The sequence below is a fragment of the Bradyrhizobium sp. BR 10261 genome (assembly GCF_019455395.1).
Taxonomy (GTDB): domain Bacteria; phylum Pseudomonadota; class Alphaproteobacteria; order Rhizobiales; family Xanthobacteraceae; genus Bradyrhizobium; species Bradyrhizobium manausense.
Window position 1 is genome coordinate 402,213 of record NZ_JACOFQ010000001.1, and the last position, 12,174, is coordinate 414,386.

A 12,174-nucleotide genomic window follows, 5' to 3' on the forward strand; every position below is an offset into this window, starting at 1 on the left:
GGGCGCAACCCACCTCTTCTGTTTCCGCCGATACGAACAGTGGTGGGTTACGCCGCCCAGATGCGCTTCGCGCATCTGCACGACTAACCCACCCTACGATTAAACATAAGCTTCGGTCGTAGCTAGCCCGCGATCTTCTCGATCGCCGCCTGGTCCAGCCCGAACTTCTTTCCGGCCTCGATAATCTCGTGCCAGGTGGTCGGATCGACCGTAATGCCTTCGGCGAGCCGCTTCTTCTTGGTCTCGCGTTCGGGTTCACCGGCGATCTTGACCTTGTCGACGCCGGGGCCGGGCGGCGAGCCGGTGTGCCAGGCGACGAAGCTTTCGACCTCGCGTGCAAGATTCTCCGCGGTGCCGAGCTTGGCCGGATCGATGACGATCGAGAGCATGCCGTTGATGACGTTGTACTTGCCGTCTGACGGGCCCTTGACCACCTCTCCGCCGGAGAGCGCACCGCCAAGGATTTCGCACACCAACGCGAGCCCCGAACCCTTGTGTTCGCCGAATGGCAGGATGGCGCCGTAGGGCGGGATCACGGTGTAGCGCGGATTGACGGTCGGCTTGCCCTCATGGTCGATGATGGTGCCGGGCTCGAGCTCGGCGCCCTTGTTGTGGGCGACGCGGGTCTTGCCCTGCGCGATCCGGCTGGTGGCGAAGTCGAGCACGATCGGCTCCTTACCCCTCCGGGGAATGCCGACGCAGAACGGGTTGGTGCCGTGGCGCGCATCGCTGCCGCCCCAGGGCGCCACGATCGGGCGCGAGATCACGTTGACGAAGTGGATCGAGACCAGGCCGTGGTCGATGCACTGCTCGGCCCAGTGGCCGATGCGGCCGATGTGGTGCGCGTTGGAGAGGCCGACGAGACACACGCCGTTCTGCTTGGCGCGCGCGGCCGCGAGCTCCATCGCTTCATGGCCGATCACCTGGCCGTAGCCGGTGAGGCCGTCGAGGGTGAGAAGCGGACCGGCGTCGAGCACGATCTTGACGTGCGCGTTCACGGCGAGGCCCCCATTGACGACGCTCTGGACATAGCGCGGGATCATGCCGACGCCGTGCGAATCGTGCCCCTTGAGATTGGCTTCGACCAAGTTGGTCGACACGAGCTCGGCTTCGCGGTCCGAGGAGCCGCCGGCCTTGACGATGGCGCGGATGGCGTTGGTGAGCGGCTCCGCCTTGATGGTGCGATAGTCGGCCATTGTTGTTGCTCTTATCCTCTACGAGTCGGTGGGAGGGTCGGGTGGGTTAGGCGAAGCCGTAACCCACCTCTCCTGTCTCCGGGGAGACAGACAGTGGTGGGTTACGCCTTGCCGATGCGCGTTGCGCATCCGCAAAGCTAACCCACCCTACGAGTTCACGATCCGGCGGCAATGGACCCACGCGGCTTCGATCAGGTTCTCGCTCGCTTCCGGTGTACGAAAGGCCGAATGCGCCGACAGCGTCACGTTCGGGATCCTGGTCAGCGGATGGTTCGCCGGCAGCGGCTCGATGTTGAAGACGTCGAGGCCGGCATGGCGGATATGGCCCGATTTCAGCCCATCGATCATCGCCTGCTCGTCGACGATGGCGGCGCGCGCGGTGTTGATGAAGACGACGCCGGGCTTCATCTTGGCGATCTTCTCGCGGCTGATCATGCCGCGCGTCTCGTCGTTGAGCAGCAGATGCAGCGACACGACGTCGCTCCGCGCCAGCAGCGTGTCGAGCTCGGTGAACTCGACCCCCGGATGGCTCTTCGGCGAGCGGTTCCAGGCGATCACCTTCATGCCGCTGCCGGATGCGATCCGTGCGACCTCCGCCGCGATGCCGCCGAACCCGATCAGGCCGAGCGTCTTGCCGGTCAGCTGCATGCCGTCCTCGCGCAGCCAGTTTCCGGCGCGCATCTCGCGGTCCATCATCGCGATGACGCGGGCCGAGGCCCACATCAGTGCGATCGCGGATTCCGCCACCGCCGTGTCGCCATAGCCCTTGATCAGATGCACGGAGATGCCGAGCTCGGCGAGCTCCTCCGGGTTCATGTAGCTGCGTGCGCCGGTGCCGAGGAATACGACGTGCTTCAGGCCCGTGCACTTCTTCGCAACCTCCGTCGGCAGCGCCGTATGATCGACAATCGCGATCTCGGCGCCGTCGAGGATCTCAGGATATTGCTCGGGCTTGATGTCGGGATCCCTGTGGATGCGAACCTTGGGATCACCAGGCTTCTCCAGCCGCTCCATGATGACGGCGAGCGCCTCGTTGGCGTCGACGAAAACTCCGCGCATGTCTGTCTCCGATCAGGATGCGACGCCGGCAACCGCCAGCACGGTGTGCATCAGCACGTTGGTGCCCGCGGCGCAGTCGGGCTGCGTGGCGTCTTCCAGCTCGTTGTGGCTGACGCCGTCCTTGCAGGGGACGAATACCATCGCTGCCGGCATGATGGTGTTGAGGTTGCAGGCGTCGTGGCCGGCACCGGAGGTAATGCGGCGGGAGGAGTAGCCGAGCGTCTTGGCGGCATTCTCGACCGCGGCGATCAGCTTCGGATCGAAATGCGTCGGTGCCTTGCGCCAGACCAGGTCGATCTTGACGTCGACCTTGCGTCGCGCGGCGATCTCGGCGATGGCGGCGCGTAAATCCCGATCGAGCGCATCCATGATCGCGCCATCGGCGCTGCGGCAATCCATGGTGAAGGCGATCTCGCCAGGGATCACGTTGCGGGAGGGCTTTGCGATCACGGCTTCGCCGATGGTGCCGACCGCGTTCGGTCCGTGCTTCTTCGCGATGGCCTCCATCGCCAGCACGATCTCCGACAGTGTCGCCAGCGCATCGCGCCGCAGCGGCATGGGGGTCGATCCCGCATGGCTCTCGAAGCCGGAAATCTTGCCGTCGTACCACAGCACGCCCTGGCCGGAATCGACCACGCCGATGGTCTTGCCCTCGGCTTCGAGGATTGGTCCCTGCTCGATGTGCAGCTCGACAAAGCAGCCGAGTTTCAGAAAGCCGACCGGCTTGTCGCCGCGGTAACCGATGCTGTCGAGCGCCTGGCCTACGGTGGTGCCGTCGATATCCTTGCGCGACAGGATATCGTCGGTGGTGAAATCGCCGACGTAAGCGGCGGACGCCATCATTGCCGGCGCGAAGCGCGAGCCTTCCTCGTTGGTCCAGTTGACGATGCAGATCGGCGCTTCGGTCTCAATGCCGGCGTCGTTCAGCGTCCGGATCACCTCGAGCGCGCCGAGCGTTCCCAGAATGCCGTCATACTTGCCGCCGGTCGGCTGGGTGTCGAGATGCGAGCCGATGCCGACGGGCAGCTTCGACATGTCGCGGCCCTTGCGCAGGCCGAATTGCGAGCCGAGCGCATCGGTGTGAACCTCGAGCCCGGCGTCCTCACAGGCCTTTCGGAACCAGTCGCGAACCTGCTTGTCTTCGCTGCTGAGCGTCAACCGCCGCACACCGCCTTTGGCCGTCGCGCCGAATTGCGCGGTTTCGTGGATGGAGTCCCAGAGGCGGGCGGAATCGATTTGCAAATTGGTCGCGGCTCGGCTCATGCGTCTCTTCCATTAGTCGCTGTCATTCCGGGGCGCCGAAGGCGAACTCTGGTGCGCTCTCGCGCACCCGAGAATCTCGAGATTCCGGGTTCTCACTTCGTAAGCCCCGGAATGACGGTACAAAATCCGGCGCCTTTTTCAATGACGCGCCAGCGCGGGCGCGTCAACCGCGAGGCTGCTCTGCGCAATCTGACATGCAAGCTCGGCGACGCGCTGCACTGCGACGACGTCGGGGGAGGCGAGCCAGCTCGCCGTGAATGTCAGCGGTGCGATCTGAAGGTCGGTGTCGAGCAATTGCAGCCTTCCGTCGGCGAGCTCGTTCTCGACGATGGCGTCGGGGATCACGGCGATGCCGAGGCCTTCCACCGCCATGTGGATCACGGTGGCGAGCGAGGCGGAGGCGTGAAGACGGATCGGTGGCAGGTCGGGCCGGTCGAACACCTCGCGCACCACCTCGTAGGGCCTTGTCTTGCGCGGGAAGGTGATGATCGGAAACCGCGCGAGATCGGCGAGCGTGACAGGCCCATGACCGAGCCCGAGTGACGGGCTGGCGAGAAAGCCGATCGGATAGTCCGCGAGCATGCGGTTGTGCACGCCCGAGGCCGACAGCGGTCCGACCACGAAAGCCAGCTCGATCTCTTGCGCGAGCAATCGCGCGGTGAGGTTCGGCGTGATGTCGACCTCGATCTCCAGCGACAGGTTGGGATAGATCTCGTTGACGCTCTTCACCAGCCGCGGCAGCCAGGTGTGCACGATGGTCTCGGCGACACCGAGCCGCATCACGCCGCGCATGGCAGAGCGATCGCCGATCTCGGCCATCATCGCGGCGCGCAAGCCGATCAGCTTCTCGGCGTAGACCATCATCTGCCGGCCGCTCGGGGTCGGCGAAGCCACGCGATGATCGCGGTTCAGGAGCTTCACGCCCATCTCGCGTTCGAGCTGAGCGATGCGTTGGGAGATCGCAGGCTGGGTGGTATTGAGCCGCGCCGCGGCGCCTCGGAAGCTGCCGAGCTTCACAACCCAGAGGAAGGTTTCGATCGACCTGAAGTCCAGCATTGGAAGGATTTTCCCGATCGATAAAGTTACTTTATCGATATCGATTAAAAAGGACGATTAGACTTTATAGTATGCTTGATGTTGGCTAGGCTTGTCGAGTTCATAGGCAGGTCGATGAAATGACTGTTTTGGTGGCAGCGCAGCAAACTGAAACGCCCGAAACGCTCCCGAGCCGCCAGGCGCGGCTGGCCTATCGCGGCGGCCAGGTCGGATCCACCGCAGGGGTCGCCCCTGGCTTTGTCCAGGGCAATCTGGCGATCCTTCCCGCCGAATACGCCAGCGCCTTCCACCGCTTCTGCCAGCTCAATCCGAAACCGTGCCCGATCATCGGCATGTCTGATGTCGGCAGCCCCTACATCCCCGCGCTTGGCGCCGACCTTGACATCCGCACCGACGTGCCGCGCTACCGTGTCTGGCGCGACGGCGAAGTCGTGGACGAGCCTACCGATGTCACCAGCTATTGGCGCGACGATCTCGTGACCTTCGTGCTCGGCTGCTCGTTCTCGTTCGAAGAGGCGCTGCTCGACGAGGGCATGCCGATCCGTCACATCGAAGAGAACGTGCGCGTTCCGATGTACCGCACCAACATCGCCTGTGGCGAGGCAGGGCCGTTCGCGGGCCCGATGGTGGTCTCGATGCGTCCGTTCAAGCCGGCCGATGCGATCCGCGCGGTGCAGATCACCTCGCGCTATCCGGCCGTGCACGGTGCCCCCGTGCATCTCGGCCATCCGCATTTGATCGGCATCAAGGATATCGCCAAGCCTGATTATGGTGATCCCGTACCTGTTGCCGATGACGAGATTCCGGTGTTCTGGGCCTGCGGCGTGACGCCGCAATCGGTGATCAACGCTGCCAAGCTACCTTTCGCAATCACGCATTCGCCCGGCTTGATGCTGGTGACGGATCTGAAGAACAGGAACATGGCCGTGATTTAGTAGGCAGCGTTTGCTGCTTCTTCGGGCTTTACGCAGTTTGCCAATCGTTTCATTCGATACGCGCGAATAACAGGGGACTTAGCCAATGACGATCACTCGCCGCGACGTTCTGTTAGGGGCCACCGCCGCTGCCGCACTGCTGCCGCTAGCCGCACGCGCGCAAACGTCCGAGGTGGTGATCGGCGCGACCTATCCCCTGTCGGGTGCCGGCGCCCAGGTCGGTGTCGATGCGCAGCGCGCGTTCGAGACCGCAATCGACATCATCAACAACGATCAGGATTTCGACCTTCCGCTGGCAAAGGGCGTCGGCTTGCCGGGTCTCGGTGGTGCCAAGATCCGCATGGTGTACGCCGACCACCAGGGCGACCCGCAAAAGGGACGCGCCGAAGCCGAGCGACTGATCACCCAGGAGAAGGTCTGCGCGGTGCTCGGCTCCTATCAGAGCGCGGTCGCGGTCACGGTCAGCCAGATCTGCGAACGTTACCAGGTCCCGTTCCTGTCGGCGGACAATTCCTCGCCAAGCCTTCATCGCCGCGGGCTGAAGTACTATTTTCGCGCCTCGCCGCACGACGAGATGTTCTCGGCCGCGATGTTCGACTTCCTCGACTCGATGAAGAAGAAGGGCGTCAAGGCCGATACGCTGGCACTGTTCCACGAAGACACGATCTTCGGCACCGACTCCGCCAACGCCCAGACCAAGCTCGCAACCGAGCGCGGCTACAAAATCGTCGCCGACATCAAGTACCGCGCCAACTCGCCGTCGCTGTCGGCTGAAGTCCAGCAGCTCAAGGCCGCCAATGCCGACGTGTTGCTGCCGTCGAGCTACACCACGGACGGCATCCTGCTGGTCAAGACCATGGCCGAGCTCGGCTACAAGCCGAACGCGATCCTGGCCCAGGCGGCCGGCTTCTCCGAAAAGGCACTTTACGATGCCGTCGGCGACAAGCTCGACGGCGCGATCACCCGCGGCAGCTTCTCGCTCGATCTCGCCGCCAAGCGGCCGATGGTCGGCAAGATCAACGATCTGTTCAAGGCGAAGTCGGGCAAGGATCTCAACGACAACACGTCGCGGCAATTCATGGCGATGATCGTGATTGCGGACGCCATCAACCGCGCCAAGTCGACTGACGGCGAGAAGATCCGCGACGCGATGGCTGCAACCGACATTGCGGGTGAGCAGACCATCATGCCCTGGAAACGGGTCAAGTTCGATGACATGGGCCAGAACAACGACGCCGATCCCGTGCTGCTGCAATATATCGGCGGCAAGTTCGTTACCATCTTCCCGACGCAGGCGGCGGTAGCCCAAGCTGTCTGGCCGATGAAGTGAGGATGGAATCGGAAGCTCGCACGATAGCTTCCGATCCTGGTCATGCGGAATAAGGCGGAGGGCCGCGTCGGCTAAGACGAGGGCACGCCTGTCCTTTGCGATGCGCGTTCGATGTCGCCCCTCGGGGTGAGGGCTTTTTCTGGGGGACAAGTTGCTGACAGTCGAAACCATTGTCCAAAGTCTCGCGAGCGGCCTGTTGATGGGCCTGCTCTACGGACTGATCGCCGTCGGCCTCGCGCTGATCTTCGGCCTGATGGACGTCACGAACTTCGCCCATGGCGAGTTCCTGATGATCGCGATGTACGCGTCCTTCTTCCTGTTCGCGTACTTCGCCATCGATCCCTTGCTCTCCGCACCGCTGGTCGCGGCTGCGATGTTCGTGTTCGGCGCGGTGATCTACCTGTTGATCGTACGGTTCGCGATGCGGGCCAAGACCAATGCCGGCATGGTGCAGATCTTCACCACCTTCGGTCTCGCCATCGTCATGCGCGGCCTGGCCCAGCTGTTCTTCACGCCGGATTATCGCAGCATTCCGCAATCCTGGCTCGGCGGCAAAACCGTCTCGGTTGCGGGCATCTTCCTGCCGGAGCCGCAGCTGGTCGGTGCGCTGGTTTCGATCGCCGCCTTTGCCGGCCTTTACTTCTTCATCCATCGCACCGATTTCGGCCGCGCGCTGGAGGCTACGCGCGAAGATCCCGGTGCGGTCGCACTCGTCGGCATCGACAAGAACCGCGTCTTCGCGTTCGGCTGGGGCCTTGGCGCTGCGCTGGTCGGTCTCGCCGGCGCGATCATGGCGGTGTTCTTCTATATCTACCCCGACGTGGGCGCGTCCTTTGCGCTGATTGCCTATGTCACGGTGGCGCTCGGTGGCTTCGGCAGTGTGTTCGGCGCCTTTGCCGGCGGCATCATTGTCGGCCTGGTTGAAGCGGTCACCGCCCTGATGCTGCCGCCGTCGCTGAAGTCGGTCGGCATCTATGCCGTGTACCTGCTCGTCGTCTTCATTCGGCCGCGTGGCCTGTTCGGGTCGATGTGATGGACAAGAATTTTGCCGCGCGGCGCCGCCGCGATCTCATCATTGCCGCGGTGCTGGCCGCGCTTGCCGCGCTCGCGCCGCTGTTCGTCAAGAACGTCTATGTCCAGAACATCCTGGTCCTGACCTTGATGTATGCGGCGCTGTCGCAGAGCTGGAACATCCTCTCCGGCTATTGCGGACAGATCTCGCTGGGCCACGCGCTCTATTTCGGCATCGGCGCCTACACCACCGAGCTGCTGTTCACCAAGTTCGGCGTGTTGCCCTGGTTCGGGATGCTCGCCGGCGGCGGGATCGCGGCCGTTATCGCGATGGGGCTCGGCTATCCCTTCTTTCGCCTCCGCGGCCATTACTTCGTGATCGCGACCATCGTCATCGCCGAGATCGGGCTCCTGCTGTTCCAGAACTGGGAATGGGCGGGCGCTGCGATGGGGATCACCATTCCGGTACGCGGCGACAGCTGGCTGAAATTCCAGTTCATGCGCAGCAAGCTGCCGTATTTCTATTTCGCGCTGGCGCTGTGCTGCATCGCCTGGTTCGTCACCTGGTGGCTGGAGGACTCCAAATGGGGCTTCTGGTGGCGCGCGGTCAAGGACAATCCAGAAGCGGCCGAGAGTCTGGGCGTCGTCGTGTTCAATTCCAAGATGGGGGCGGCCGCGGTCTCCGCGTTCCTCGTCGCCGTCGGCGGCGCCTTCTACGCGCAGTTCCTCGCCTATATCGATCCTGAAAGCGTGATGGGCTTCCAGTTCTCGCTGCTGATGGCGCTGCCGGCTGTGCTCGGCGGCATTGGCACGCTCTGGGGGCCGGTGCTTGGCGCGGCCATCCTGATCCCGATGACGGAGCTGACGCGCTCCTATATCGGCGGCTCCGGCCGCGGCGTGGATCTCATCGTCTACGGCACGCTGATCGTCTTGATATCGCTGGCGCTGCCGCAGGGACTTGTGAGCCTGCTCTCTCGTTCGAAAGCGAAAGGAGCCACGCGATGACCGCGCTCCTTGAAACCCGCGGCGTCTGGCAGCGGTTCGGCGGCCTCGTCGCCAACAGCGATGTCTCGATCTCGGTCGGTCGCGGCGAGATCGTCGGCCTGATCGGTCCCAACGGCGCCGGCAAGTCAACGTTGTTCAATCTCATTGCCGGTGTCCTGCCGCCGACGCAAGGCTCGATCTGGTTCGACGGCGAGGACGTCACCAATCTGCCGGCGGCCGAGCGCTGCCAGCGCGGTGTGGGGCGCACCTTCCAGGTGGTCAAGAGTTTTGAGACCATGACCGTGATCGACAACGTCATCGTCGGGGCGCTCGTCCGCAACACGGTGATGCGCGAGGCGCGCCGCAAGGCGCACCAGGTGCTGGAGTTCACCGGCCTTGCCGCGCGCGCCAACGTGCTCGCGAGCGATCTCGTCCCGGCCGAGAAGCGCCGTCTCGAAGTCGCCCGCGCGCTTGCGACCGAACCAAAGCTGCTGCTGCTCGACGAAGTGCTCACCGGCCTGACGCCGACCGAGGCGCAGACCGGCGTGGCACTGGTGCGCAAGGTGCGCGATGCCGGCATCACGGTGTTGATGGTCGAGCATGTCATGGAGATCGTGATGCCGCTGGTCGATCGCGCCATCGTGCTCGACCTCGGCAAGGTCCTGGTCGAGGGCAAGCCCTCTGAGGTCGTGCGCGATCCCAAGGTGATCAAGGCATATCTGGGAGATCGTCATGCTGTCGGTGCATGAAATCACGACCGCCTATCAGGGCCTGGTCGCGATCTCCGCGGTCAGTATCGAGGTCAGCAAGGGCGAGATCGTCTGTGTCGCCGGGGCCAACGGTGCCGGCAAGTCGACGCTGCTCAAATCGATCGCAGGTGCCGAGCGTCCGCGCTCTGGCACCGTGACCTTCGACGGCAAGCTGCTCAACGGCATGGCGCAGCATCACATCACGGCCGCCGGCATCGCCTATGTGCCGGAGAACCGCCGCCTGTTCCCGCGTCTGTCCGTGCGCGACAATCTGCGCCTCGGCAGCTATCTCTATCGCGGCGAGGCCAACCGCGAAGAACCGCTCGATCTGGTCTTCAAGCTGTTTCCGCGTCTGTCCGAACGGCTCGAGCAGCGTGCCGAAACGCTCTCCGGCGGAGAGCAGCAGATGCTGGCCATCGGCCGCGCCTTGATGACACGGCCGCGGCTGTTGATGCTGGACGAGCCCTCGCAGGGCATCATGCCCAAACTGGTCGACGAGATTTTTCAGGCCGTGAAGCTGATCCGCGACTCCGGCATGACCGTCCTGATCGTCGAGCAACGCATGGCCGAGTGCCTGGAGATCGCCGACCGCGCCTACATCCTGCAAACCGGCCGCGTGCTGATGCAGGGCCCCTCGGCGGAGATCAAGGGCAATCCGGACGTGCGCAAGGCATATCTGGGGCTGTAGCCGCAAAGTGTTGGGCGCGCTCGTCCCGCACTCTCAGTGTCATCGTCCGCGAAGGCGGACGATCCAGTATTCCAGAGGCCGTTGTAATTGAGCCGAGAAGCCGCGGCGTACTGGATTCCCCGCCTTCGCGGGGAATGACAGTGGTGGGCGAGGCGGCGTTTATCCCGCCCATCACTGATGCTCGTGCCCGGGCTCCGGCAAAGTCACCCCGAACACCTGCACCAGATCCTTCACCTGCTCCGGCGATAAATACCGCGGGTTCAACCCGCGCAGCAGCAGATACAGCTTCGCCGTTTCCTCCAGTTCCTCCGTCGCGAACACGGCCGCTTCCAGCGTGTCGCCGGCGACGACAGGGCCGTGATTGGCGAGCAATACGGATGAATATTTCCCGGCCAGCCCCTTGATCGCATCGGCCACCGCAGGATCGCCGGGGCGGTAATAGGGCACGAGCGCGGTGGCGCCGCATTTCATGAGGTAATAGGCCGTCATCGGCGGCAGCGCGGCGCGTGGATCGATCTCCGGCAGCATCGAGAGCGCGACCGAATGCGTGGAGTGCAGATGCACGATCGCCCGTGCGCTTCCGCGCGTGTCGTAGAGCGCGGTGTGCAGCGGAACTTCCTTGGTCGGCGCGTCGCCCGAAACCAGCCGGCCCTGCTCGTCCAGCCGCGACAGCTTTGCGGGATCGAGGAAGCCGAGCGAGGCATTGGTCGGCGTCACCAGCCAGCCGCCGCCATCCAGTCGGACACTGATATTGCCTGATGAGCCCGGCGTCAGCCCGCGCTCGAACAGGGACCGTCCGAACCGGCAGATATCCTCGCGCAGCCTTGTTTCAATGCTCGTTTCGGTTTTCATGGCCGTCATGCCTGCTTGTCTCACGCTTTGGCAGCGCGGCCAAGCCGTGTTATTCGAGATCACGAGCCGCCGCAAAGGCGGTCCTCCAGGAAACGTTAGCAAGGTCTAGTTGAAGGGTCAGTTGCATGTCCGCGTCCACGACACAAAACCAGCGCATCGCCGTCATCGGGCTTGGCTCGATGGGATATGGCATGGCGACCTCGCTGATGCGGGCCGGCCACACGGTGACCGGCTGCGACGTTTCGGCTGATGCGGTTGCGCGTTTCGTCAAGGATGGCGGGGCCGGAGCCGCGACGCCGGCCGAGGCGGCCAAGGGCGCCGACATCGTCGTCAGCGTCGTCGTCAATGCGGCGCAGACCGAGACGATCCTGTTCGGCAAGGACGGCGTCGCCGAAACCCTGCCAAAGGACAGCGTCTTCATTTCCTCCGCCACCATGGATCCTGACGTCGCTCGGCGCCTCGCCAAGCAATTGGAAGCGACCGGCCGGCATTATCTGGATGCGCCGATCTCCGGCGGCGCGCAGCGTGCGGCGCAAGGTGAGCTGACGATCCTCGCCTCCGGCAGTGCGGCCGCCTTCGCCAAGGCGCGCCCCGCGCTCGATGCCATGGCGGCCAAGCTCTATGAGCTTGGCGATGCCGCAGGCCAGGGCGCTGCGTTCAAGATGATCAACCAGCTGCTTGCCGGCGTCCACATCGCGGCTGCCTCGGAGGCGATGGCGTTTGCGGCCAAGCAAGGCCTCGATATCCGCAAGGTCTATGAGGTGATCACCGCATCCGCGGGCAATTCCTGGATGTTCGAGAACCGCATGCCGCATGTGCTCGACGGCGACTACACGCCGCGCAGTGCCGTCGAGATTTTCGTGAAGGATCTCGGCATCATCCAGGACATGGCGCGCAGTGCCAGATTTCCGGTGCCGGTCTCGGCCGCCGCGCTGCAGATGTTCCTGATGACCTCAGCCGCAGGCATGGGCCGCGACGACGACGCGTCGGTGGCGCGGATGTATGCGCAGGTCACCGGCGTCAAGCTTCCCGGCGACAAGTAAGAGGATCT

Annotated in this window: 12 protein-coding genes; 7 read left to right on the plus strand and 5 right to left on the minus strand. The window is 64.0% G+C overall.

The genetic code is table 11. From position 1 onward, the window contains the following. Nucleotides 1-122 precede the first annotated feature (122 nt). From HYH07_RS01880 to HYH07_RS01895, 4 genes are all read right to left on the minus strand, one after another. Complete coding sequence (locus HYH07_RS01880; protein ID WP_220000845.1) at nucleotides 123-1,196, minus strand: malate/lactate/ureidoglycolate dehydrogenase; 1,074 nt, start codon at nucleotides 1,194-1,196, stop codon at nucleotides 123-125. A 147-nt stretch (nucleotides 1,197-1,343) separates the two neighbouring features. Beyond that, entirely contained in the window at nucleotides 1,344-2,255 is a 912-nt protein-coding gene (locus HYH07_RS01885; RefSeq protein WP_220000846.1) for an NAD(P)-dependent oxidoreductase, read from the minus strand. A gap of 12 nt (nucleotides 2,256-2,267) precedes the next feature. Next, nucleotides 2,268-3,518, minus strand: a complete 1,251-nt coding sequence (locus HYH07_RS01890) for a Zn-dependent hydrolase (protein ID WP_220000847.1) — start codon at nucleotides 3,516-3,518, stop codon at nucleotides 2,268-2,270. A gap of 138 nt (nucleotides 3,519-3,656) precedes the next feature. Next, nucleotides 3,657-4,574 (minus strand): LysR family transcriptional regulator, encoded by a 918-nt coding sequence (locus HYH07_RS01895; RefSeq protein WP_057753159.1) that lies wholly within the window; start codon nucleotides 4,572-4,574, stop codon nucleotides 3,657-3,659. Nucleotides 4,575-4,693: 119 nt separating this feature from the next. Here HYH07_RS01895 and HYH07_RS01900 point away from each other — a divergent pair, with 119 nt between their 5' ends. From HYH07_RS01900 to HYH07_RS01925, 6 genes are all read left to right on the plus strand, one after another. Beyond that, nucleotides 4,694-5,509 carry a putative hydro-lyase gene (locus tag HYH07_RS01900; RefSeq protein WP_220000848.1) on the plus strand — a complete coding sequence of 272 codons (816 nt, stop codon included), beginning with the start codon at nucleotides 4,694-4,696 and terminating at the stop codon, nucleotides 5,507-5,509. Nucleotides 5,510-5,594: 85 nt separating this feature from the next. Beyond that, complete coding sequence (locus HYH07_RS01905) at nucleotides 5,595-6,839, plus strand: ABC transporter substrate-binding protein (protein ID WP_220000849.1); 1,245 nt, start codon at nucleotides 5,595-5,597, stop codon at nucleotides 6,837-6,839. Between the two features lie 154 nt (nucleotides 6,840-6,993). Continuing rightward, on the plus strand, nucleotides 6,994-7,872 hold the full coding sequence (locus HYH07_RS01910) for a branched-chain amino acid ABC transporter permease (RefSeq protein WP_220000894.1): 879 nt from the start codon (nucleotides 6,994-6,996) through the stop codon (nucleotides 7,870-7,872). After that, nucleotides 7,872-8,855 carry a branched-chain amino acid ABC transporter permease gene (locus tag HYH07_RS01915; RefSeq protein WP_220000850.1) on the plus strand — a complete coding sequence of 328 codons (984 nt, stop codon included), beginning with the start codon at nucleotides 7,872-7,874 and terminating at the stop codon, nucleotides 8,853-8,855. Before HYH07_RS01910 ends, HYH07_RS01915 begins: the two co-directional genes overlap by 1 nt. Next, on the plus strand, nucleotides 8,852-9,583 hold the full coding sequence (locus HYH07_RS01920) for an ABC transporter ATP-binding protein (protein WP_220000851.1): 732 nt from the start codon (nucleotides 8,852-8,854) through the stop codon (nucleotides 9,581-9,583). The genes HYH07_RS01915 and HYH07_RS01920 overlap by 4 nt, the downstream gene beginning before the upstream one ends. Further along, entirely contained in the window at nucleotides 9,567-10,271 is a 705-nt protein-coding gene (locus HYH07_RS01925) for an ABC transporter ATP-binding protein (RefSeq protein ID WP_220000852.1), read from the plus strand. The genes HYH07_RS01920 and HYH07_RS01925 overlap by 17 nt, the downstream gene beginning before the upstream one ends. Before the next feature lie 171 nt (nucleotides 10,272-10,442). Here HYH07_RS01925 and HYH07_RS01930 read toward each other — a convergent pair whose 3' ends face one another. Beyond that, a complete protein-coding gene (locus HYH07_RS01930) occupies nucleotides 10,443-11,132 on the minus strand; it encodes an aldolase (protein ID WP_220000853.1) in 690 nt (229 codons plus the stop codon). Between the two features lie 116 nt (nucleotides 11,133-11,248). Here HYH07_RS01930 and ltnD point away from each other — a divergent pair, with 116 nt between their 5' ends. Then, the gene (ltnD, locus tag HYH07_RS01935) at nucleotides 11,249-12,166 is read left to right on the plus strand and encodes an L-threonate dehydrogenase (protein ID WP_220000854.1); all 918 of its coding nucleotides are present in this window, start codon (nucleotides 11,249-11,251) and stop codon (nucleotides 12,164-12,166) included. Nucleotides 12,167-12,174: the final 8 nt, after the last annotated feature.

Bases quoted from the DNA above. Each gene is read 5' to 3' on its own strand.
- ltnD (WP_220000854.1), top strand. From the start codon at position 11,249: ATGTCCGCGTCCACGACACAAAACCAGCGCATCGCCGTCATCGGGCTT.
- HYH07_RS01885 (WP_220000846.1), bottom strand. From the start codon at position 2,255: ATGCGCGGAGTTTTCGTCGACGCCAACGAGGCGCTCGCCGTCATCATG.
- HYH07_RS01925 (WP_220000852.1), top strand. From the start codon at position 9,567: ATGCTGTCGGTGCATGAAATCACGACCGCCTATCAGGGCCTGGTCGCG.
- HYH07_RS01895 (WP_057753159.1), bottom strand. From the start codon at position 4,574: ATGCTGGACTTCAGGTCGATCGAAACCTTCCTCTGGGTTGTGAAGCTC.
- HYH07_RS01890 (WP_220000847.1), bottom strand. From the start codon at position 3,518: ATGAGCCGAGCCGCGACCAATTTGCAAATCGATTCCGCCCGCCTCTGG.
- HYH07_RS01930 (WP_220000853.1), bottom strand. From the start codon at position 11,132: ATGACGGCCATGAAAACCGAAACGAGCATTGAAACAAGGCTGCGCGAG.
- HYH07_RS01920 (WP_220000851.1), top strand. From the start codon at position 8,852: ATGACCGCGCTCCTTGAAACCCGCGGCGTCTGGCAGCGGTTCGGCGGC.
- HYH07_RS01915 (WP_220000850.1), top strand. From the start codon at position 7,872: ATGGACAAGAATTTTGCCGCGCGGCGCCGCCGCGATCTCATCATTGCC.
- HYH07_RS01905 (WP_220000849.1), top strand. From the start codon at position 5,595: ATGACGATCACTCGCCGCGACGTTCTGTTAGGGGCCACCGCCGCTGCC.
- HYH07_RS01900 (WP_220000848.1), top strand. From the start codon at position 4,694: ATGACTGTTTTGGTGGCAGCGCAGCAAACTGAAACGCCCGAAACGCTC.
- HYH07_RS01880 (WP_220000845.1), bottom strand. From the start codon at position 1,196: ATGGCCGACTATCGCACCATCAAGGCGGAGCCGCTCACCAACGCCATC.